The sequence below is a fragment of the Nodosilinea sp. E11 genome (assembly GCF_032813545.1).
In the GTDB taxonomy this organism is placed as follows: Bacteria; Cyanobacteriota; Cyanobacteriia; order Phormidesmidales; family Phormidesmidaceae; genus Nodosilinea.
The window spans coordinates 1,586,037-1,607,220 of record NZ_CP136520.1 but is presented as its reverse complement, the minus strand read 5'-3'; the positions used below and the strand labels follow the sequence as shown (position 1 = coordinate 1,607,220).

Genomic DNA, 21,184 nt, shown 5'->3' with positions numbered 1-21,184 from the left:
GTCGACGTTACCAAGGTGTCTTTGCCAAACTGCGGAGTGCCCAGATTCTCTCAAGGGGTGGGGCGGGCTGGTGGGCGATCGCTACCAGGTAAACCGCAGCCCTTGCTCTACCAAAAATTGTTGCAGGTCAGGCATTTGGCCCGTCACCACTACCTGGGCCGGGGTCAGGTCGTAGGGCTTGGCGTGGCGCAGCAACCAGCCCGCTGTTGCCCCCGCCGCCCCGCCAATGCTCCACTCGCCGTAGTGTACCCGGCTCACCCCATTGACAATGTGGCTAACGGCGACGCTTTTGCCGCCAATCAGCACGTTGTCTACCCCTTGGGGCACCATCGCCTCTAACGGAATCTGCAACGGTCGCACCACGAATTCTTTAATGCTGGCCCCCGCCGCCTCGTAGGTGGGTCGCCACGATCGATAGCGGCAGCCGTGAATGTCAATGTCGTAGTGGGCGAGGGCCACCGCCGTAGTGCTAAAATCGCGCCCTCCGGTCATGTCTTCGCGCAGGTCAGCTTCTACGGCCATAAAGCTATCTTGGCCGTAGGCCGGACGCCCCAAAATTCGTCGTCCCTCGCGAATGTAGGGCACCATGCTTAGCCCAGATTGAGTGCCCAGCGGGGCATCGGCTCCCCGCAGTAGGGTTAGGGGCAGCTTGCTGGTCGCTTCGGTTTCTATCAGCCACTCGGCAAACATGAGCGCGTGAAGCTCGCCGTGGTGGAGCGATTCTACCGATAGCCCCCCCAGCCAGTCCTGGCGCTGGCCCGACAGCCGCACATCTTCTTCGGTAAAGACCAGGGGCGGATCCATAAAGTGCCAGTCGTTGCCCTTGTTCCAGTTAATAAGGGTCATCTCGCCAGGGCGAGTCAGGTTGACGTTAGAATCGCCCGACACCTGGCTGACAATGCGGCGGTAGTTAAACACGCTGCCAAAGCTAAAGAACGGAAACCCCTCTAGGTCAAACTCCTGGCGGTGCTCAGCCTTAGTCATGGCGGGCTCTAAGGCTCGCAGCTCGTTGAGGCTCTCGTTTTTGTCGTTGAGCGTAGCCAGCACAAACGGATAGGTGTAGGCCTGGGTGCAGTCGGGGTTGTCTTTAGGTGGCGCGTTGACTTCGCCGGTAAAGGCCTGGCTATCAGATCCCAGCCGGTGGGGGAGGTTGGCCCAGCCCACGAGCTCACCGGTGTCGGTGGCGTCAATCACAATCATTGATCGGTTGGGCGGTGGCTGGAGGCGAATCGGAATTTTGTTATAGACCTCGTCGTCAGACCAGCCGTACCACCGTTCTAGCTCTTGGGAGAGCCGTCCTGTGGGCACATAGCCCGCGTCTAAGGGGATGCGTCGCACCCCATAGACTGCCGTTACATAGCGACCGGAGGCATCGAAGGCGGCTCCCTTAAAGGCCGTTGAGGTCGCCCAGCGGCTTTCGGGAGCACTTTGGACCGCCTCACGCATGCGCATTTCAGCCGCTGTGGCCCCCGCTCTGGGGGTAAAGCACAGTTCACCAACCCAGCAGCTGTTGACTTGCTCGACGGTGAGCTGGGCAGGCATTCCCGTCCATGCGGGCAGGTACACGGGCTGTCGTTTAATCAGGGCCTTAAACGATTCCCAACTGGAGGAGAAATTGCGCCGCCATCGCATCGCCCGCGACTCGTCAATCGCCGACACGCCTTGAGAACTCACCTGCCCCCCCAGCCACGGGGTCAGCTCAATTAAGCAGGTGGTGACGCCGGTTTGCATTGCGTGGGCGGCAGCGGCGACTCCGCCCAGGGTGCCGCCAATCACCACCACCTCACAGGTCCAGACTTCTTCGGCTAGGGGCAGGGGGTTGAGGGTAGGCCGACCGTTAGCGGTTTGAATTTGGCGAATACCTGTAGCCACTTCGGCCCGATTTACAATTTGCCCGACGGGGCGCTGGGCGAATTCTTGGGGCGATCGCCAGTACTCACTGGCGCCGCGAAAGGCAAACAGCAGCAGGGTGCTGCTCAGCAGCGCCATGGTCATGACAGCCGAACGGCGAGGCACCCGCCGCCGTCTGCGCCTAGGCTTAGGCCTTGACGACGAGGATCGATAACGTCGGCGCTCCAGCATGGACAAAAGCGGCTTACCTACGGCGTTGGTCGTCTGTGAGTGTAGCAACGAAATCGGGAAACGACGCAATAACTGCCTCAGCTTTTAAGGACTGGGCTAGGTGTGACGCTGACAGCCCGGCGGCGATCGCCCCAAGAATCGCCCAAGAATCTCGACAGCGATCACGCGGAAATCTGCGATCGCTAGGAGCCTGGCTGGGTATGTATAGACTCTTTTAGTTCACTGCCTGATTGGGCAATTTGAGCCATAATGGGCACGACAATGGGCACAACCTTTTGTCTTTGGGCAATTTTGTCTCCCTTTCCTCAAAATCTATGCAATTTCACCTTCGGCTTCAGCGTAGTCTGCTGCTTCCTTTGGCTTTAACCGCCTGTGTTTTAACGGCACTGCCCGCCAAGGCGCAGGCTCGTGTCTATACGCCTATCCCTCTGCCCGCCTCGCGAGAAGTCAATGACACGCTGAGCGATCAAGATATTCCCACTGGGGCCGGGGGCTTTGCCCGCGACTACACGGTGTATTTAGAAGCTGGAGATCAAGTGGCGATCGATGTCACCTCCGACGAGTTTGACACTCTTGTCATCTTGATGAACAAAGACGGCGTGACCGTGGGGGAGAACGATGACGGCCCCGACGGCACTACCAACTCCCTCCTGTTTTCTCGCATCACTGAGGCAGGTACCTATACGGTGCGGGTACGCGCCTACGCTGGTCAGGGCACAGGTCGCTTTTTCCTGAAGGTGGCCCGTTTAAGGGAGGTGCGGTAGGCTTCTTCAGGATTTTTTGGCTATGCTCTTGTCAGGGGGGACATCAGCTTGCTATCTTAAGTGAGCGCTGAAAGTTGCGCCCTCTAGCCGGGATAGCTCAGTTGGTAGAGCAGAGGACTGAAAATCCTCGTGTCGGCGGTTCAAGCCCGCCTCCTGGCATTCAACTACATAAAGCAAAAATCCCTGAACCATTGAGGTTCGGGGATTTTTGCTTTGGGGTCTCAGAGTTTGAGGTATCTAATCTAGGCAGAGAACGATCGGATCGCCAACGCGAGGTTGGGGCTAGGCAAAGGTTGATCCACCAAGATTCGGCGGCACATCTTGCCAGCGCCCGTTGCCCACAGCCCGCACAGCTTCCTTCAGGCTGACATCTCCCGTGTACAGCGCTCGCCCGACAATAACGCCCTCTACCCCCTGGGGTTCTAGCACGAGCAGGCTGAGCAGGTCGCGCAGGGCACCGACGCCGCCGGAGGCGATCACCGGAATTGACACAGCCTCAGCCATCGATCGCATGGCCGGAATGTTTGGCCCCTGGAGGGTGCCGTCGCGCTGAATATCGGTGTAGATAATCGCCGCTGCGCCCCGTTGCTCCATCTGCTGGGCCAGGGCGATCGCATCCACCTCTGATGTCTCAAGCCAGCCCCGCGTTGCCACCTTGCCGTCGCGGGCATCGATGCCGACGATGATCTGGCCGGGAAATTCGCCAGCTAGATCGCTGACTAGCTCAGGGTTCTCGATCGCCGCCGTCCCCAAAATGGCGTAGCGCACCCCTAGGGAGAATAGATCGGTGACTCGGGCGCGATCGCGCAAGCCCCCGCCCACCTCCACCGGAATATCCACTGCCTGCACAATGGCTTTTATAGCCTGCCAGTTCTCCGGCTTGCCCGATTTAGCCCCATCGAGATCGACTAGGTGCAGCCGGGTTGCCCCCTGCTCTACCCACTGCTGCGCCACCTCCACCGGGTTGTCGTTAAACACCTCGGTCTGGGCGTAGTCGCCCTGGTAAAGCCGCACACAGCGACCGTCAATCAAATCGATAGCGGGGATAACTTCCATGGGTAGCGGAGCCGTAAACGTTAGGTGAACTGGTGGATGGCATGGGTTTGATCCCTCCTGCTCCCCTTCCCAAGGGGGCTACAAAAGGAATGTTTGACGAGAGCATGTGGGGGGATCACCCCTTTGGCAATCGTCAACAGAACAGGCAGGAAACTTGTGCCTGAGCCTACCCATTCTATCGGGCTGTACCCTATTCACAAGTCCCACATTCCCGTAAACTCCTAAGTGCGAATCACCACCGCCCAAACGTAACGACACCATGCTAGACCTGACTGGTAAAAATGCCTTGGTAACAGGCATTGCCAACAATCGATCGATCGCCTGGGGCATTGCCCAACAGCTCCACGCCGCCGGGGCCAACCTGGGCATCACCTACCTGCCCGACGAAAGAGGCAAGATGGAAGGCAAGGTCAAAGACCTGGTTGACCCCCTCAACCCCAGTCTGTTTTTGCCCTGCAACGTACAGGACGAAACCCAGGTAGAACAGGTGTTTAGCACCATTGGCGAGAAATGGGGCAAGCTCGATATTTTGATTCACTGTCTGGCCTTTGCCAACCGCGACGACCTGACCGGCGACTTTAGCAATACCTCTAAAGCCGGCTTTCAGCTAGCCCTCGATGTCAGCGCCTACTCGCTGATTACCCTGGCGCGCGGGGCTAAACCGCTGATGACCGATGGCGGCAGCATTGTCACCCTCACCTACCTGGGCGGGGTGCGGGTGGTGCCTAACTACAACGTTATGGGCATTGCTAAGTCGGCGCTGGAAATGAACGTGCGCTACCTCGCTTCTGAACTTGGCCCCAATAACATTCGCGTCAACGGCATTTCCGCTGGCCCCATTCGCACCCTGGCTTCGTCAGCAGTGGGTGGCATTCTTGACATGATTCACCATGTGGAAGAAATTGCCCCGCTGCGTCGCACCGTGACCCAAACCGAGGTAGGCAATACGGCGGCCTTTCTGTGCAGTGACCTGTCGACGGGTATGACCGGGCAGATTCTTTACGTCGATTCTGGCTACTGCATCATGGGCATGTAGGTGGTAGCAGATCCCAGGGTTCTCCGGCAGCCAGTAGACCTTTGGCGACGTCGAGCAGAACCCTGGGATCTGGAATAGCCAGTAGACCCTTGGCGACGTCGCGAAGAAGCCTGGAGTTTGGGGTTAACCTTGGCCTGACTCGTTGAGCAGCGGGGCATGGTTACATACATGTGCGCCAACTTGACCACCCTAACGGCAAATCAAGTGCTTATCCTGGAACAGCAGGGATAGCGATCGCACAAACCATGACGAAATCTTTCCTCAGGCCCAGACTGTGGACGGTAGTGGGGTTAGTGACTGTGGGCGGGCTACTGCGGGTTTCGGTCGATTGGCGGCTGTGGGCGCGATCGCTCACCTACCCCGATCGCCCGATCACCTCGGCAGACTGGTATCGACCCCAGCAAAGGGTTGCCGGAATTGCCCCCCAGGCCCCACCTCTGACCCAGGCCGAGGTAACCGAAATTCCTTCTGAGGCACTACAGACGGCGCTGGCGTTTGCCGAGGCGCAAAACTCGGTGGCGCTGCTGGTCATGCACCGCGATCGCCTGGTGCTAGAGCAGTATTGGCAGGGCCACCAGGCCACCGACCGGGTCAACTCCATGTCGATGGTCAAAACCCTGCTGGCGTTGCTGATCGGCGTGGCGATCGACGAAGGGAAAATTGCGTCGATTCAGGAACCAGTTAGTACCTACCTGAGCGAATGGGCCAACGATCCCAGGGGCGACATCACCATCGCCGACTTGCTCTACATGCAGTCGGGCCTACGCAACGACGATCGCACCGATACCCTAGAGTCTGACCTGGTCAAGCTCTATGGCGGGTCCGATGCCCAAAAGCTGGCGCTGGGTATACCCCTAGAGGGCTCCCCTGGCGAGGTGTTTGACTACAACAACTTCAACTCACAACTGCTCAGTCTGGTGCTAGAGCGGGCCACGGGAGAATCCTTTGGTGACTACCTCAGCAGTCGCCTGTGGCAGCCCTTGGGGGCCGGGGATGGCTTTCTCTGGCTCGATCGCCCGCGAGGTCACGCCAAACCCTTTTGCTGCTTTTTCGCCACTGCCCCCGACTGGGTGCGACTGGGGCAACTGCTGCTGCACGACGGCCAGGTGGGCGGCAGCCAGGTCATTCCCCAGGGCTGGATTGAGCAGATGCGGCGGGAGTCGCCGCTGGAGCCGACCTTTGGCCTGCACCTCTGGCTGAAGGCCCGCACCAACGCCTATCCCCAGGTGAACCGGGCCTCGTCGGCCCCCTTTGCCGCTGCCGACACGTTTTATCTCGATGGTCGCCACCACCAACGGGTCTACGTCATTCCCTCTGAGGACCTGGTGATTGTGCGCCTGGGCGAAGACCCCCCGGCCTGGAACGATGCGGTGATTGTCAATGCGATCGTGGCCGGGTTGCGGGGGCAGTGAGGAGGAGCTTGAATAATTCGGGCTAAGCAGCGCCAGAATCATCCCTGGTCTGTTGCCGGGCAGCGCGCAAAATTGACACCCCGCCATGGAGCACGATCGCTCCAATTAGCCAGCCCACCACCAGGTCAGGCCAGGGCGATCGCGTCAGGCTGACCAAAAAACCGGCGGCGATCGTGCCCAGGTTGGCGATCACGTCGTTCTTCGAAAAAATCCAGCTGGCTCGCATGTGCACCTCTTCTTTGCGGTGTCGGGCGAGCAGCACCAGGCAGGCTACGTTGGCCACCAGAGCCACCAGTCCAATCGCCACCATCCACCCCGGCTCGGGCTCGCGCCCCAGGGTAAAGCGCCGCACCCCATCTAGTAGCACCAATAGAGCCAGGGCGATTTGTAGCCCACCACTCAGCCGCGCGGCTAGGGCCTGGGCCGAGGCCGATCGCCTGACCGCGTAGAGCGACACTCCGTAGACCGCTGCATCGGCCAGCATATCTAAAGAATCGGCCAGTAGGGCGGTCGACTGAGCCCACCAGCCGGTCACTGCCTCTAAGCCAAACATCCCAGCATTGATCGCTAACAGCACCCAGAGGGTTTTGCGCTGGGCGGCATGTTTGGCGCTAATCGATCCACATCCACAGTCGGCCATGGGGTTAAGTGCTGGCCATGGCGGCGGCTACTTCGCGATCGCTGGTTTTGGCCCCACCGTTGTGCACCACCAGCACTGAGCAGTTGGCATGGTGCATCACATAGTTGCTAACGCTGCCGAGCAGCAGCTCGCTGAGGCCCCTGCGACCGTGGCTGCCGACCACAATTAGGTCGGCTCCCCAGGAGTTGGCAACATTGCAGATAGTAGGAGCCGGTTCGCCAGACACCTGGGTAAATTCGGCGCTGACCTCAGCCGCTTGGGCAATATCGACTTCTTGCCGCAGTTGGGCTAGCCCCTGGGCCTCAAATTCTTCCCATCGCTGTTGGTAAAGCCGCCAGGTCGAGTCTTCGAGCACGGGGTAGTAGGCCTGGTAAGACCGGATGGGAATGCCGGGGCTGCCGTCTTCATAGGCCGACAGCACGTGCAGCAGCATGAGGTTAGCCCGATTAGCTTGAGCTAGATCAAGGGCTCTTTTGAGCACCTCTTGGCGGTGAACAGAATTATCTAGCGCAACCAAAATTTTGCTAAACATAGCGGTTAAGCTCCTGTGGTACAGGCCCGCGTTTTAGGCTCTCTACGGTGTAGCGATAGAGACAGTGATGGAGCCAGGCCAGGGGCGATTCGGCTACTCTTTGATTATAAAAAAAGGCGCTGCCTGTAGCGCTTAGCCGTAACAATGTCTTACGGTAAAGCTGCTGTTCTTAATGGTTCTTAGAATAGGTCATGGCGAGTATTGAATGCCTAGCTCGATTTTTCTTCGACTGGGCATTGAGGAATCATCGCCTTGCGCACCAAACGGGTGATGTAGAGCGCTGCCCCTAGCGCCAACACCAAACCCACCCCCTGAATGGCTACTTTCTCCAGCGTAATTTCGCTACCCAAAAGGTACGTGCCAAAGGACCCGAGGTAGGTGTAGAGCAAAATCACCGGTATCATGCCGATCCATGAGAAGAAGGCATACTGCCAGAAGCCAACCTTCGTGCAGCTAAAGCCGTAGTTTAAAACGCTGGATGGCACGAGCGGCGACAGCCGGGTGAGCACCAGTACCTTCCAGCCCTTTTGCTCAACAGCTTGGTCAATGCGAGCAAATTTGGGGTGCTTTTTCATCCAGCGGCTGATGCGATCGCGGGCAAAGGTGCGCCCTAGAAAAAAACAGCCTATCGCTCCCAAAATATCGGCCACTGAGGCCACAGCCGTACCTTTTAAAATGCCAAATAAAGACCCCGCCACCAAGATTAGTAAAATGTTGGGCAAACCCAAAACAGTGGCTATAAAATACGCCAAAATGAAGGCGGGTATTGCCCATACTCCTAGGCTTTCTAGCTCGCGGTTAACGATCACAAACCAGTCTGCCAGGGGCAACCGGCTGCCAATTAGGGCTACTACAACGCCTGTCACCACCAAGAGCCAAAACCGACGACTGCGCAGCCAGCGAAATTTCATAGGAGTAGATCAACTGGAAAGGTAAAGGGGGAATGTCAGGACCGCCTGTAAATGGTCAGCGCCATCGGTGGTCAGCGCCATCGGTGGTCAGCGCCACCGGTCAGTTCGGGCTATTTCCTTAGCTAACCAGTAAACCGGCTGTTCTCCCTCTCTCCTAATGGTGAAGTTGAAGCGCAGGTGAGGTTTAAGTTACTGGCCAGCCGGCTTGGCCGGTCCAGCACCGCGATCGCCAGCCCTTTCTACCGGCAGAGGTGCCCCTAGCCACGTCATAGCTCTAACTACCACCCCAGCAAAAATCAGGCATCATAAAGAAGCGTAATAGTGTCTTTGTACCGTTTCTTGGTGACCTATGGGCGACTTTGACATTCAGGCTCCCTTTGAACCCGCAGGCGACCAGCCCAAGGCGATCGCGGGCCTAACCAAGTTTCTGCAAGACCAGACCAAATATCAAACTCTGCTGGGGGCGACGGGCACGGGCAAAACCCACACCATCGCCCGCGTGATCGACAACATTGGTAAGCCCGCCCTGGTGCTAGCCCACAACAAAACCCTCGCGGCGCAGCTCTGCAACGAGCTACGCGAGTTTTTCCCCGACAACGCCGTTGAGTACTTCATCAGCTATTACGACTACTACCAGCCCGAGGCCTACATCCCCACCACCGATACCTACATCGCCAAGACCGCTTCGATCAACGACGAGATCGACATGCTGCGGCACTCGGCCACCCGCTCTTTGTTTGAGCGCAAGGACGTGATTGTGGTGGCCTCAATTAGCTGCATCTACGGTCTGGGAATTCCGTCGGAATACCTGAAAGCGTCGATTCCGCTGAAGGTGGGCATGGAGGTGAACCAGCGGCAGGTGCTGCGCGACTTGGCCTCAATTCAGTACGAGCGCAATGATTTAGACTTGGGCCGAGGCAAGTTTCGGGTTAAGGGTGACGTGCTAGAGATCGGCCCCGCCTACGAAGACCGGATTATTCGGATTGAATTTTTTGGCGACGAAATCGATGCCGTGCGCTACGTGGACCCGATCACCGGGGCCACTCTACAAAGCATGGAAGGGTTGAGCATTTACCCCGCCAAACACTTTGTCACCCCCGAAGATCGAGTCGAAGAAGCCTGTCAGGCGATTACAGACGAACTCAAAGATCGCCTGGAGGAGCTGGAGAAAGAAGGGAAGCTACTGGAGGCCCAGCGGCTGGAGCAGCGCACCCGCTACGACCTAGAGATGATCCGCGAGGTGGGCTACTGCAACGGGGTGGAAAACTATGCCCGCCATTTGGCTGGGCGCACCGCCGGGTCGCCACCGGAGTGCCTGCTCGACTATTTCCCCAAGGACTGGCTGTTGGTGATTGACGAGTCCCACGTCACCATTCCCCAGATTCACGGCATGTACAACGGCGATCGCAGTCGCAAGATGGTGCTGATCGACCACGGTTTCCGGCTGCCCAGCGCCGCCGACAACCGCCCCCTGAAGGCCGAAGAATTTTGGGAGAAGGTGAACCAGTGCATCTTTGTCTCGGCCACCCCCGGCAACTGGGAGATGGAGATCTCCGGCGGCAAGGTGGTGGAGCAGATCATTCGCCCCACCGGGGTGCTCGACCCCGAGATCTTTGTGCGCCCCACCGAAGGCCAGGTCGATGACCTGCTGGGCGAAATCAAAGAGCGGGCCGCCCGCCAGGAGCGGGTGCTAATCACCACCCTGACCAAGCGCATGGCCGAAGACCTGACCGACTATTTTGACGAGCACGGGGTGCGGGTGCGCTACCTGCACTCCGAGATTCACTCCATTGAGCGGATTGAGATCATCCAAGACCTACGGGAGGGGCTCTACGACGTGCTGGTGGGGGTCAACCTGCTGCGGGAGGGGCTAGATTTGCCGGAGGTTTCTCTAGTGGCGATTCTTGATGCCGATAAGGAAGGGTTTCTGCGGGCCGAGCGATCGCTGATTCAAACCATTGGCCGCGCCGCCCGCCACGTCCAGGGCCAGGCGATTCTCTACGCCGACAACCTCACCGACAGCATGGCTAAAGCCATCAGCGAAACCGAGCGCCGCCGCACCATCCAAACCGCCTACAACGATGCTCACGGCATTACGCCCACCTCGATTATTCGCCGCAACAGCAACTCGATTCTGTCGTTCCTTGAAGTCTCGCGCCGCCTCAATGCCCACGAGCTAGAAGAGGTCTACGAGCACAAAGAAGATCTGCCCCTGGAAGAAATTCCTGAACTGATTGGTCAGTTTGAAAAGCAGATGAAAGAGGCTGCGAAAAATCTCGACTTTGAGGAGGCGGCTAAGTTTCGCGATCGCATCAAATCTCTGCGCGATCAACTCTTGGGCAAGCGATCCTAGAGCGCCAGAGATCGCTACGGCCACTACCTAAAGCCTGATAGGCCTCAAAGGCGATCGCGGCGGTAATTTAACCGGTATCGCGGGAATAGTGGTGTAGTTAGATTTAGAGTACTGCGTGGGACTGAGATGAATGGCTAGAGCTTGGCACCCGACCAATCCATCGCTGCGGAAGACAGTTCTCAGGGTGGGTGGGCTGGCCCTCACCCTGGGGTTGTTTGCCTGTGGACAGGTCTCTACCTCTGTCTTCACACCCAGTGAGCCGAGCCTGGCTGTGGCGGATGTCGCCAGCAAAGCCGATGGGCCGCCCGCTGGGTATAGCGTAGACGACATCTACAGTGAGCTTGAGCGCATGATGGCTCGCGATTGCGATCGCCAGGTGAAAGCGATCGGCAACCTCATCTACACCCTTTGCACGGTCAGCGATGCTGAGGGGCAGCTCATCACGCTGTCGGCCTCATCGGCTCTGACCCCAGAGGGGGATGGGGTCGCCTACTGGTTTCGCAGCAGCGGCGAGCTGTATGCCGTCGAATATCTCCATACCGGCGAGATTCTGGTGCTGGTGCCAGCCGGACAGCAGACGATTATTGAACTGGTGCCCCAGCAAGATCTTCAGGTGATCACCGACGCGGCCCGGTGGCAGGCATTGACCAGCGGTGCCCTAGAGGCTGTGGCCGATATTCAAACGCAAATTGAGGTTCAAGCGCAGCTTGAGACGAGGAGCGATGCTGCTGTTGAGGCAGGTCCTCCCATGGCTCTCGTTAAGGTCGCCAGGGAAGGGGGCGACCCGCACCACCGCTGGGTCACCTTTGAGGTACCCCAGGCCGTCACATCGAGTTCAGCCTGGGGCGGAGCACTGCGCTGGTACGATGCCCACCTGGCGACCATGGTGGCGCTGACGGCGGATCAATTCTGCGGGCATCAGTCGGCGCGGGGGGCGTACTTTAACTATGAGGCCGACGGCGGCAGCATTTTTATGGGACAGATTTTTGTCAGTTGCTCGGTGGCGCGATCGGTGATTGAAACCTACGGCCAGGGACAGTACGCCTGGGTGGTGTTAGAAGAGGCCTGGGGCGATGCCGAGTCTCTAGACCAGTGGGTGCCCGATCTGCCCGATACAATGGTGCCTCAGTTTCGCCAGACAGTGGTGCAGCAGCTGACTCCAGAGTGTATTGAAACCGGGGGCACCAGGCTCTGTCCGGGCGATCGCATCTAGTTATTGTCTAGCCCTTAGCTTGGCTCAGCATTCGACGAATCTCGTCATTCAGTTCGCGAAATACATAGCGGGGGCTAACCTCGTCAAGCATTGCGACAATTTGCTGGGCCTGAACGGTGGTCAGGCCTCGGTTGCCGGTTAGCTCTTCCAGCTTCACCTTCACCACATGGTCGCGAATTTCGTCTTCCGACGCCCGGTTGGCCACCATCTCGCCGACGATCTTGCTCGATCGCGCGAACTGAATAAAGTCTTTGTTGATTAAATCGTAGGACAGCTCACCCTTCTTGTTGGTGTAGGCCTCTACGATGGCGGCATACTCGGCGCTGTCTATGGTGGCCTCATCTTCGGGTGCATCGGCCTCTGTCTCAACCTCGGTCTCCGGCGGGCTACCGCTCAGCTTCACCGCCCCCCGTCTCGAATAGGGCATACCGGAGGTCAGCTCTAGGGCCTCTTTAAAGGCCTCTAGCGGAAACAATTCCAGATTGACATTGGCGTTGGGTACCGGATCGCCCGTGTTACGGCTAAACGATGCCAATCCGGGTTGAGCTGTGTCGTAGCGCATCACCACTACCCCAGACTTCCCGCCCTTGAGCTTTTGGCGGTAGGCGGCAGCTGCAATGGTCGATAGCTCAACAATTTTGGTTCTAATCATAAGGCCGGTAAAACTTTAACAGCTACAAATCACCCGCATTATGAGGCTTGATTGTCGGCCCGTCTTCCTCCCTAGGGTTCTACCTATGCCCGCTGGCCGCACATCAGCCGTTGTTCAGTCACCTGGCCATACAGCGTCTCTAGGGCAGAAATGTTATCCCGTAGGGTGTAGCGCTGGAGCACCCGCTCACGTGCCTTTGTGCCCAAGAGCTGAGTGATCTCAGGGTGGTCGCGCAAGATTGGCAGAATCGTTTGTAGTTGCGATGACACCCGCTGAGTATCGAGCACAATCCCCGCTCCATCGGCCAAAACTTCCCCATCAGCCCCGGCGTCGGTAGCAATACAGGCGGTGCCGCAGGCCATCGCCTCTAACAGTGACAGCGATAGCCCCTCCACCAGCGACGGCAAAATAAACCCATCCGCTCCCCGCAAGATGTCGATGCGGCGCTGCTCACTAGAGAGGTAGCCCAGCCAGAGAATGTCTTGGTCATCGCCATAGAACCGTCTGAGCGAAGCTTCTAAGGGGCCATTGCCCACAATGGCTAGCTTGCAGTCGCGGCCCATATCGGCCTGTCGCCAGCCGCGCAGCAGCGCTTCTACATTTTTTTCGGGTGAAATGCGCCCCTGGTAGACAAATAGCCTGCGGGCATATAAATCTGCCTTTACTGTCGAGGCCCCTGGCGAGTAACGGCGGGTGTCAACCCCGTTGGGAATTACCACCAGGGTTTTGGCGGGCACCCCCAATTTGATCAACAGGTCGCGCTGGAGGTCTGAAAACACAATGACGCGATCGTAGTGAGCCAGGCAGGGGGCATAGAGTTGGTAGGTGAGGTGCTGGGTGCCCGAGGTCAGGCTGCGCACTCGCCGGTCAAACGCCGGGTGAAAGGTGGCCACCAGGGGCAGATTTAGCTCGGCACAAATCTCTGGCAGCCGAAAGTCTAGGGGCGATAGGGTCAGAGAAGCATGCACCAAGTCGGGCTGAAGCCGCTTTAGGGCACTGGCTAACAGCTTGCCCGACTTGAGCGAAGGAATGGTAAGAATTTGAGACTTAAACAAAAAAGGCAGCGGCACCTCTGCCGATTGCTCGGGTTCTGAATTGTTGGCATGACCGCCAGTATGCCCCTCCTGGGACTGGGCAAAGTGGAGAAAGGTAACCCGACAACCTCGTTCAAGCAAGGCATTGGTGATCTCCCGGCCGTAGGTGACGTTGCCGCAGAAGGGCGTTTTTTTGCCAAGCCACGCGATGTGCATGCCGTCTAGCGTTATCCGTTAAACAACCGAAACAAGCGCCAGCAATCCACCGCAGCGGTGCTTCTCATGACTTGACTTAACTCCTGCTTTCTCCTAAGGCGGAGGTGCCAACAGAGTAGCTGAGTCAGCGATCATTGCCGGAGATCTAGGCCCTAAACTCCTAAGCTGTCAATGATAAAAAATAGAGCTTAGCCTGGAGCCTGAGTCTTTCTCATTGCTGTATCGGCAATATACCAGGTTACAACTCCCCCTAAGCCTACCAAGGCTCCCATACCCATAAAAACGTTAGCTAAGCCTAGGCGAGCCTCGACTACGCTAGCCAGGGCCAACGGTAGACTAAGGGCAATATTGACCAGGTTGTTTTGCAGGCCAAAGACTTTGCCGCGCATGGCTTCGGGCGTTTTTTCTTGAATGAGCGTCTGCATGGGGATACCGACAAAGGCACCGCAAAGCCCCAGCAGCGCGATAATGGCCATCGAAGCCCAAAGCTGCTGCGTGGTCCAGGCCAGGGTTACCAGGCAGGCGGCCATGCCAACAGCCCCCCACAGGCTCAAAAACCGACGGGGAAACCGAGGCCCGAAGTTACCCACCAGTACCGCCCCCAGACCCAAACCCAGCCCGCCCGCTGCCAACAAAAACCCAAACTGAGAGGCTTTAATGGCGGGAATCATTTCTGCCAGACGCACTGCCAGCACCGCTAGAGCGGCAAACACGGAAGATAGCAGCACTAGCTGAATAATCGCCACTCGCACCTGCACCTGTTCATCTAAGTAGCGAAAGCCATCTTGAATATCGGCCCAAAAATGAGACAAATCTTCGTGGGCCGCAGAGAGGTTTTCTTGGCCGGGGGCCATAGTCATCAGGCATAGGCCAGCTACCAGATAGCTCAAGCCGACTAAAATAGCCGGGCCATTGTTGGCGATGCCTAGGGCTAGCATGAGCTTGTCGGCCAGGGCAAGCAGCGGTTCGCCCACCGCAAACCCCACTATCACCGAGGCCATCATGGTAGTGGTGTAGAGAGAGTTGGCCGACAGCAAATCGCCCTCCGCCACAATCAGCGGAATGATCGACTGCTCTGCCGGGGCAAAAAACTGAGTCAGCGTAGAAATTAGAAACGTCACTAGCAGCAACAGCCAAAAGGCTACCGGCAGACCAAATACAATGCCCCAACTCGCGGTCAGCCAAATGCCTAGGGGCAGTACAATCACCAGGCCACCGCGCAGCAGATTAGACCACACCAGCACCGGTCGCTTGCGCCAGCGATCGACAAATACCCCAGCCATCGCCCCAAACAGCACCGCTGGAATGGTAAACGCAATCATGACTGCTGCAACCCAACCGCTGATGGTTTGACCTGGGGTCTCAAACCGAGCCGCAATAATGGCGATCATTAAGACTAAATAGACCTTGTCGGCTAGCTGAGAAAAGAGCTGGCCTGTCCATAAAATTAAAAAATTGCGATTCTGAAAAATAGCTCCAAATCCGTTTTCTACGGGCAGGGCTGAGGGGTTAGAAGACTGGGCTACTTCTGGAAGATCGGCCTCAGCAATGGAGCCAGGTGCCATAGGATTGTTAGCTTCCGGGGGGTGTGACCGAGACAAATAGTTGGCCTCAGTAGTATCGGTATCGGCATCAAACTCGCGGAGCATGGGGTAACCAACGAACCTGGGCACTAATCAGCTCACTACTGGGTAGTTTAAACGGTAGCTAAACAGACATCAACTAAAGCTGCCGACCGAATGGGGCGCTCAAAATAATCTTGAGTATAGTCTCTTAGCAACCGCTCAACTCGCGACCAGAGCTGCTGGCTTGTACCGCCATGGGTCTCTAGTGCCCCTAGCCCAGTCGAACCAGTGGCAATAATCTCGGGTTTGCTCAGCTGTTGAAGCAGGGCAACATCGGTGGCGGTCAGCAGCACGGGCCGCCGGTCGCCCTTGCTGTAGCGGCCCTGAGCTTCTCTACTACGAACGGTTTCGACCGACTGCACTAGCCCACCAGCGTCGGCGCTAAACTCGACTCGCCAGGTGGGGTCGAGCAAATTGGGCACAATTTCAAGCCGACTCAAGCAGCAGTGGTGCACCTCGGGGGCAACCCCGGCTAGGGCCAGCAGGTGGTATAACCCGTGGCACAGCGCTGCCAGCAACGCCGCTGGAGTGGCTGTTTCGAGCCGCTCTAGGTGCTCGACAAAGAGCTGAAACAAGTCACCCTGGGGGCATTCGCTCAGGGCCATGAGCAACACTACCTCGGCCAAATACTGGCTGGCGGTCAGCCGTCCTAGGTGTTGGCTCAAGCCGGGGAAGGTGCGTACGGTTTCGGCCTGCACCAGTTTGTCGAGGCGTTTGCCCTTGACCACCAGCCAGTCATTGATCACGAAGAGATCGCTGCGGCCTCCTAGCCGCGACTGGTGTTTGCGCGACCCCGGTGCCACGGCCCGCACCAGCCCTAGGTCGGGGGTGAGGATGGTGAGGAGACGATCGGTTTCGCCCAGGGGGATGGCCTTGAGGTTAATGCCGGTAGCTTTATAGGTTTGGCTCATGGGGGCGATCGCAAGTGTGTGGCGCAGGTTTGTGGCGCAAGTGTGTGGCGCAGGTTTGTGGCGCAAGTTTTTGGCGCAGGTGCTTAGAGCCTTAGCATAACGTTCTCGACGGGGGCTGGTGCTCAGAGGTTGTGACGGTGGGATCAGGTAAGGTGTTTAGCAGGGTTTTTACGGAGTCAGCATGTCTGAACTGTCATTCTGTGGCACTCTGGGAGATGGATATGCGATGGTCACAGACCCGCTTTGGGGGACTATCGCAACACCCCCTTTCCTTAGCACTGGCAACCATTGAGCAACGGCTATGCAAACGCTTCCTAACCCCGTTATTCAGACCACCGCCGCCACCGCTGATCCCTTCGCCACCACCATTCACCGTCGCCAAACTCGCCCAGTGCCCGTCGGCAGCATCACCGTTGGTGGCGGTCACCCCGTGGTGGTGCAGTCGATGATCAACGAAGATACTCTCGATATCACTGGGTCTGCCGCCGCTATTCGCCGACTCCACGAGATTGGCTGCGAAATTGTGCGGGTAACGGTGCCCAGTATGGCCCACGCTAAGGCCCTAGCTGACATTCGCAAAATTTTAGAAGACACTTACCAGCCTGTGCCCCTGGTGGCCGACGTGCACCACAACGGCATGAAGATTGCCCTAGAGGTGGCCAAGCACGTCGATAAGGTGCGGATTAATCCCGGCCTCTACGTGTTTGAAAAGCCCCAGGCGGGCCGCACTGACTATTCCCAAACCGAATTTGAAGACATCGGCAGCAAAATTCGCGAAACCCTAGAGCCCCTGGTGGTCTCTCTGCGCGATCAGGGCAAATCGATGCGCATTGGCGTCAACCACGGGTCGCTGGCCGAGCGTATGCTGTTTACCTATGGCGACACCCCCGAGGGCATGGTGGAGTCGGCCCTGGAGTTTATTCGCATCTGTGAATCGCTAGATTTTCGCAACCTGGTGGTTTCGCTGAAGGCCTCGCGGGTGCCGGTGATGGTAGCGGCCTACCGGCTGATGGCCCACCGTATGGACGAGCTGGGGATGGACTACCCCCTGCACCTGGGGGTCACTGAAGCGGGCGACGGGGAGTATGGCCGCATCAAGTCTACGGCGGGTATTGCCACGCTGCTGGCCCAGGGCATTGGCGATACCATTCGCGTGTCGCTGACCGAGGCACCCGAGAAAGAGATCCCCGTCTGCTACAGCATTTTGCAGGCCCTGGGGCTACGCAAAACCATGGTGGAGTATGTGGCCTGCCCCTCCTGCGGTCGCACGCTGTTTAACCTCGAAGATGTGCTCCACGAGGTACGTGAGGCCACCAAGCACCTTACTGGGCTCGATATTGCGGTGATGGGCTGTATTGTCAACGGTCCTGGCGAGATGGCCGACGCTGACTATGGCTATGTGGGCAAAACTCCCGGCTACATTTCGCTGTACCGGGGCCGCGATGAGATCAAGAAGGTGCCCGAAGATCAGGGTGTGGCAGAACTAATCAACTTGATCAAGGCCGATGGCCGCTGGGTAGAGCCGGAGAGTGTGAAAGGCTAGAGGTTGAGGGGTGCGGTTCGCGGTCTGCCTTGACCCTGAAACCGTGAACCGTATATCCCTTTACTGGCCATAGTGAGTTTGGCAGTCCACCAGGCTATTAGCTACGAAACAGGCGCGTGTAGAGGGCCTCGTGCTGCATAGTCGCTAGCGACGTGCCCCAGCTGCTGAGGGAAATTTCCTCTAGCGTCTGGGTGGCGAGGGCGCGATCGCAGGCTTGCTCCAGGGCTGGATATAACCCGAGCAGCATCTCCTGCCCGACGGTCTGCCCCAGCGGAACTAACTTTACTGCGCTGGTGATCAGGTTTGCCGCCCAGCTATGGAGGTAACCCAGCACTGCCGACTGGGCATCAATCTGCCAGTGGCTAGCCGTTAGGGCAAAGGCTACGGCGAAGTTGCAGGGGGAGCCCGCCGCCTTAAACCAGGGTTTGAGGTCGGGGTGAAGTTGGGTGGCCATGCGCACCAGGGCGCGGCCCATATCCCAGCTTTGCTGCCGAATTTCTTCGCTGTCGCGCAGGGCCGAAAGCTGGTGGTTGAGCTGGGCGATCGCCCCCCAGAGAGAGTCCTTGGCCAGCGTGGCGTCGGCCCCTGGCTCGAATTGACTAGCGGCTTGGTGCACTAGGGCGATCGCTGCGCCATCGACCACCACCAAGCCCGAGAGCAGTTCTTGCTCTAACCAGTTAACCAAATTAGGCGGGGTAATAATGGTGCCCTGCTCGATCAGGGTTTCGAGCCCTTCAGAATAGCTGTAGGCCCCCACCGGCAGGGCGGGACTGGTGAGTTGCAGCAGCCGCAGCAGGGCTTGGGATTTAGTTGTGGTCATGGTCATCGTGGTTGTGACCGGGGGCCATGGCGCGATAGGCTCCGGCTTCGGGTTCAAAGGGTAGGGTAGTGGTCGTCAGGGCTAGGCCCCCCAACTGGGTCAGCATGGCCTCTAGTACCGGATCGGGCTCGAATTTGAGGCCATTTGGGCTGAGCTCTAGCTGGGCATGGCGATTGCCCAGGTGGTAGGCGGCCCGCAGTAAGTCAAAGCCCGATTGGGCGGTGACCACGACCACGGGCTCGGGCTTGGCCACCACCCGTAGCCAAACCTCGGCGTCGCTACCCAGCAGATCGCCGCCGCGCAGCACCGTGCCTCGGGGTAGATTTAGGTAGACTGGGGTGCCATCGTCTGCGGTAAATCGATGGCGTGACTTGGCGCGATCGCCCGCCGTTAGCGACAACGTGGCCACTACGGGAGTATCGGCATTGGCAGGTAGCAGACGGGTTACAGTCAGCACAGCAACTCAGGCAAAGGAGAAACCATCTTTTTCTTCTACCACGGCGAACGGCGATGCCGGTCAAATTGCCGTTCAATAATAGAAAGCAAGCCTAGAAAACCGCCGATTGTTCGCTGAGGCTAGTCTGCTGCTAGCTCTCCCCTTCCCTACCGCTAACCTATGTCCGCTATTGCCCTTGAGAGTGTATTCATTTTTCTGCTGATTATGGCCAATGGGCTGTTCTCAGGTTCAGAGATTGCCCTGGTATCGGCCCGCAAGGCCCGCCTTGAGCACCGGGCGCGGCAGGGCAGTGCCAAGGCGCGGCTGGCTCTCAAGCTGGCCAACGACCCCAACAATTTTCTGTCAACGGTGCAGATTGGCATCACTCTAATTGGCATTCTCAGCGGTGCCCTGGGGGGGGCTACGGTGGCCACCAGCCTGGGCCAGAGCCTCAACCAGGTGCCCGCCCTAGCCCCCTACAGCGACCTGCTCAGCCTGGCGGCAGTGGTAGGTGTGATTACCTATCTGTCGCTGGTAGTGGGAGAGCTATTGCCCAAACGCATTGCCCTGAGCTACCCGGAGGCGATCGCCTGTCAGGTGGCGAGGCCAATGCGGCGACTGTCGCGGTTGGCGGCCCCGCTGGTGGCGCTGCTGGGGGTGTCTACTGGGTTTCTGGTCAATCTGCTGGGCTTTAAAGAACGGCCCGAAGTCGCCATTACCGAAGAAGAACTGCGCCTGCTGATCGATCAGGGGACCGAGGCCGGTACCTTTGAAGTCGCTGAGCAAGAAATGATGGGACGGGTCTTGCAACTGGGCGATCGCCCCATTCGCTCGATCATGACTCCCCGCACCGATATCGAATGGCTCAACGTAGACGCCTCCTTTGCCGAACACAGTGAGCTGGTCATGCAGAGCGCCCACTCCCATTTTCCAGTGTGTAACAGCGGCATCGACGACTGTGTAGGGGTGGTCTCGCTCAAGGCGCTGCTACCCAACTACCTCAGCCCGACGACCCCGCCAGTGACCCTGCTCAGCCTGGTGCAGCCGCCTCTGTTTGTGGCCGAGAGTACCTACGTGCTCAAGGTATTAGAACTGTTTAAGTCATCGGGCACCCACTTTGCCATGGTGCTCGATGAGTACGGTGGTGTGGAAGGGCTGGTCACCCTCAACGATGTGGTAGAAGCAATCGTCGGCGATCTGCCTTCCTTAGAGGATGCCAACGATCCGATGATCACCCAGCGAGACGATGGCTCTTGGCTGCTGGACGGGCTGCTGCCGGTGGATGACCTTAAAGACTTACTCAACCGTGAGCAACTGACCGAAGACGAAGACAATTACCATACCCTGGCGGGCTTCGTGATTCGGCACATGGGGCGCATTCCCACCGCTGGCGACTTTTTTGAATGGCAGGGGCTGCGGTTTGAAGTGGTGGATATGGATGGTCGCCGAGTCGATAAGGTGCTGCTCCAGAATCTGCCGCCGCGATCGCCCTCGCCCAAGCAAATACCAGAGTAACCAGCTTGGGGTGAGATTTGGGATGAGATGCAGAGATTAGCGGCGATTGTCTGGGTCGTACTGGTGTTGATCCCGCCCTAGCCGTTGTTCTGCCTCAATTTCTTTATCCAAGAAATAATTGAGGAACGTGCGAATAAAGGCAATCAGCGCCAGCCTAATCAGGTCTTCGGTAGTGGGGGCTATGGTGGTCGATAAAATATCGGCCCCAAGCTGAAACTCCAGGGCCAAAGTCAGCCAGGTGCCAAATTTGAGCCGCACCTGGTTAAAGGGCAGCGGCTGCCCTGGCCGTTGCTGCCGCAGGCGTAGGGTCAGGCGCGCGGTTTTGAGCAGCCCCACCACCACGCACAGCACCGAAACCGCCTCCAGGCAAAACATGGTGCCTAGGGCAACGTTTTCGAGCAGGGTTTCTAAGGGCTCAAGCCACGCCATCACT

At 58.1% G+C, this 21,184-nt stretch carries 19 protein-coding genes and 1 tRNA gene; 8 read left to right on the top strand and 12 right to left on the bottom strand.

The genetic code is table 11. The features are described from left to right. Positions 1–81: 81 nt before the first annotated feature. On the bottom strand, positions 82–2,016 hold the full coding sequence (locus RRF56_RS09505) for an FAD-dependent oxidoreductase (protein WP_317037400.1): 1,935 nt from the start codon (positions 2,014–2,016) through the stop codon (positions 82–84). Positions 2,017–2,396: 380 nt separating this feature from the next. On the opposite strand from RRF56_RS09505, the gene RRF56_RS09500 reads away from it, so the two are divergent. Continuing rightward, complete coding sequence (locus tag RRF56_RS09500; RefSeq protein WP_317037399.1) at positions 2,397–2,846, top strand: PPC domain-containing protein; 450 nt, start codon at positions 2,397–2,399, stop codon at positions 2,844–2,846. A gap of 86 nt (positions 2,847–2,932) precedes the next feature. Continuing rightward, positions 2,933–3,005, top strand: a tRNA-Phe gene (locus RRF56_RS09495). 123 nt (positions 3,006–3,128) lie between these two features. Here the strand turns inward: RRF56_RS09495 and hisA are convergent. Then, entirely contained in the window at positions 3,129–3,902 is a 774-nt protein-coding gene (hisA, locus tag RRF56_RS09490) for a 1-(5-phosphoribosyl)-5-[(5-phosphoribosylamino)methylideneamino]imidazole-4-carboxamide isomerase (protein WP_317037398.1), read from the bottom strand. Positions 3,903–4,161: 259 nt separating this feature from the next. On the opposite strand from hisA, the gene fabI reads away from it, so the two are divergent. Both fabI and RRF56_RS09480 read left to right on the top strand, forming a co-directional pair. Beyond that, entirely contained in the window at positions 4,162–4,938 is a 777-nt protein-coding gene (gene fabI / locus RRF56_RS09485; RefSeq protein WP_317037397.1) for an enoyl-ACP reductase FabI, read from the top strand. Positions 4,939–5,183: 245 nt separating this feature from the next. After that, complete coding sequence (locus RRF56_RS09480; RefSeq protein ID WP_317037396.1) at positions 5,184–6,350, top strand: serine hydrolase; 1,167 nt, start codon at positions 5,184–5,186, stop codon at positions 6,348–6,350. 22 nt (positions 6,351–6,372) lie between these two features. Here RRF56_RS09480 and RRF56_RS09475 read toward each other — a convergent pair whose 3' ends face one another. The 3 genes from RRF56_RS09475 to RRF56_RS09465 all read right to left on the bottom strand — a co-directional run bounded on the left by RRF56_RS09475 (position 6,373) and on the right by RRF56_RS09465 (position 8,433). Continuing rightward, the gene (locus tag RRF56_RS09475; protein WP_317037395.1) at positions 6,373–6,990 is read right to left on the bottom strand and encodes a cation diffusion facilitator family transporter; all 618 of its coding nucleotides are present in this window, start codon (positions 6,988–6,990) and stop codon (positions 6,373–6,375) included. A gap of 4 nt (positions 6,991–6,994) precedes the next feature. Beyond that, positions 6,995–7,522, bottom strand: a complete 528-nt coding sequence (locus RRF56_RS09470; RefSeq protein ID WP_317037394.1) for a universal stress protein — start codon at positions 7,520–7,522, stop codon at positions 6,995–6,997. Positions 7,523–7,731: 209 nt separating this feature from the next. Beyond that, positions 7,732–8,433, bottom strand: a complete 702-nt coding sequence (locus tag RRF56_RS09465; RefSeq protein ID WP_317037393.1) for a TVP38/TMEM64 family protein — start codon at positions 8,431–8,433, stop codon at positions 7,732–7,734. Between the two features lie 349 nt (positions 8,434–8,782). On the opposite strand from RRF56_RS09465, the gene uvrB reads away from it, so the two are divergent. Beyond that, on the top strand, positions 8,783–10,786 hold the full coding sequence (gene uvrB, locus RRF56_RS09460) for an excinuclease ABC subunit UvrB (protein ID WP_317037392.1): 2,004 nt from the start codon (positions 8,783–8,785) through the stop codon (positions 10,784–10,786). Between the two features lie 130 nt (positions 10,787–10,916). Then, positions 10,917–11,999 (top strand): hypothetical protein, encoded by a 1,083-nt coding sequence (locus RRF56_RS09455; RefSeq protein WP_317037391.1) that lies wholly within the window; start codon positions 10,917–10,919, stop codon positions 11,997–11,999. Positions 12,000–12,006: 7 nt separating this feature from the next. On the opposite strand, the gene RRF56_RS09450 is transcribed toward RRF56_RS09455, so the two are convergent. The 4 genes from RRF56_RS09450 to recO all read right to left on the bottom strand — a co-directional run bounded on the left by RRF56_RS09450 (position 12,007) and on the right by recO (position 16,437). Further along, complete coding sequence (locus RRF56_RS09450) at positions 12,007–12,651, bottom strand: hypothetical protein (protein ID WP_317037390.1); 645 nt, start codon at positions 12,649–12,651, stop codon at positions 12,007–12,009. Between the two features lie 83 nt (positions 12,652–12,734). Continuing rightward, complete coding sequence (locus tag RRF56_RS09445) at positions 12,735–13,901, bottom strand: glycosyltransferase family 4 protein (protein WP_317037389.1); 1,167 nt, start codon at positions 13,899–13,901, stop codon at positions 12,735–12,737. A gap of 188 nt (positions 13,902–14,089) precedes the next feature. Continuing rightward, positions 14,090–15,550, bottom strand: coding sequence for an MFS transporter (locus tag RRF56_RS09440; protein ID WP_317037388.1), 1,461 nt, complete (start codon positions 15,548–15,550; stop codon positions 14,090–14,092). A gap of 47 nt (positions 15,551–15,597) precedes the next feature. After that, complete coding sequence (recO, locus tag RRF56_RS09435) at positions 15,598–16,437, bottom strand: DNA repair protein RecO (RefSeq protein ID WP_317037387.1); 840 nt, start codon at positions 16,435–16,437, stop codon at positions 15,598–15,600. Positions 16,438–16,738: 301 nt separating this feature from the next. Between recO and ispG the strand changes: the two genes are divergently transcribed. Continuing rightward, positions 16,739–17,980, top strand: coding sequence for a (E)-4-hydroxy-3-methylbut-2-enyl-diphosphate synthase (ispG, locus tag RRF56_RS09430; protein WP_317037386.1), 1,242 nt, complete (start codon positions 16,739–16,741; stop codon positions 17,978–17,980). Positions 17,981–18,077: 97 nt separating this feature from the next. Here the strand turns inward: ispG and RRF56_RS09425 are convergent, their stop codons facing one another. Together RRF56_RS09425 and ureE are read right to left on the bottom strand one after the other, a co-directional pair. Further along, on the bottom strand, positions 18,078–18,800 hold the full coding sequence (locus RRF56_RS09425; protein WP_317037385.1) for an urease accessory protein UreF: 723 nt from the start codon (positions 18,798–18,800) through the stop codon (positions 18,078–18,080). After that, a complete protein-coding gene (gene ureE, locus RRF56_RS09420; protein ID WP_317037384.1) occupies positions 18,787–19,257 on the bottom strand; it encodes an urease accessory protein UreE in 471 nt (156 codons plus the stop codon). Before ureE ends, RRF56_RS09425 begins: the two co-directional genes overlap by 14 nt. 159 nt (positions 19,258–19,416) lie before the next feature. Here ureE and RRF56_RS09415 point away from each other — a divergent pair, with 159 nt between their 5' ends. Beyond that, entirely contained in the window at positions 19,417–20,751 is a 1,335-nt protein-coding gene (locus RRF56_RS09415) for a hemolysin family protein (protein ID WP_317037383.1), read from the top strand. Between the two features lie 36 nt (positions 20,752–20,787). Here RRF56_RS09415 and RRF56_RS09410 read toward each other — a convergent pair whose 3' ends face one another. After that, a complete protein-coding gene (locus RRF56_RS09410; protein ID WP_317037382.1) occupies positions 20,788–21,180 on the bottom strand; it encodes a DUF1622 domain-containing protein in 393 nt (130 codons plus the stop codon). Positions 21,181–21,184: the final 4 nt, after the last annotated feature.

Bases quoted from the DNA above. Each gene is read 5' to 3' on its own strand.
- RRF56_RS09500 (WP_317037399.1), top strand. From the start codon at position 2,397: ATGCAATTTCACCTTCGGCTTCAGCGTAGTCTGCTGCTTCCTTTGGCT.
- hisA (WP_317037398.1), bottom strand. From the start codon at position 3,902: ATGGAAGTTATCCCCGCTATCGATTTGATTGACGGTCGCTGTGTGCGG.
- fabI (WP_317037397.1), top strand. From the start codon at position 4,162: ATGCTAGACCTGACTGGTAAAAATGCCTTGGTAACAGGCATTGCCAAC.
- RRF56_RS09480 (WP_317037396.1), top strand. From the start codon at position 5,184: ATGACGAAATCTTTCCTCAGGCCCAGACTGTGGACGGTAGTGGGGTTA.
- RRF56_RS09475 (WP_317037395.1), bottom strand. From the start codon at position 6,990: ATGGCCGACTGTGGATGTGGATCGATTAGCGCCAAACATGCCGCCCAG.
- RRF56_RS09470 (WP_317037394.1), bottom strand. From the start codon at position 7,522: ATGTTTAGCAAAATTTTGGTTGCGCTAGATAATTCTGTTCACCGCCAA.
- RRF56_RS09465 (WP_317037393.1), bottom strand. From the start codon at position 8,433: ATGAAATTTCGCTGGCTGCGCAGTCGTCGGTTTTGGCTCTTGGTGGTG.
- uvrB (WP_317037392.1), top strand. From the start codon at position 8,783: ATGGGCGACTTTGACATTCAGGCTCCCTTTGAACCCGCAGGCGACCAG.
- RRF56_RS09455 (WP_317037391.1), top strand. From the start codon at position 10,917: ATGGCTAGAGCTTGGCACCCGACCAATCCATCGCTGCGGAAGACAGTT.
- RRF56_RS09450 (WP_317037390.1), bottom strand. From the start codon at position 12,651: ATGATTAGAACCAAAATTGTTGAGCTATCGACCATTGCAGCTGCCGCC.
- RRF56_RS09445 (WP_317037389.1), bottom strand. From the start codon at position 13,901: ATGCACATCGCGTGGCTTGGCAAAAAAACGCCCTTCTGCGGCAACGTC.
- RRF56_RS09440 (WP_317037388.1), bottom strand. From the start codon at position 15,550: ATGCTCCGCGAGTTTGATGCCGATACCGATACTACTGAGGCCAACTAT.
- recO (WP_317037387.1), bottom strand. From the start codon at position 16,437: ATGAGCCAAACCTATAAAGCTACCGGCATTAACCTCAAGGCCATCCCC.
- ispG (WP_317037386.1), top strand. From the start codon at position 16,739: ATGCAAACGCTTCCTAACCCCGTTATTCAGACCACCGCCGCCACCGCT.
- RRF56_RS09425 (WP_317037385.1), bottom strand. From the start codon at position 18,800: ATGACCACAACTAAATCCCAAGCCCTGCTGCGGCTGCTGCAACTCACC.
- RRF56_RS09415 (WP_317037383.1), top strand. From the start codon at position 19,417: ATGTCCGCTATTGCCCTTGAGAGTGTATTCATTTTTCTGCTGATTATG.
- RRF56_RS09410 (WP_317037382.1), bottom strand. From the start codon at position 21,180: ATGGCGTGGCTTGAGCCCTTAGAAACCCTGCTCGAAAACGTTGCCCTA.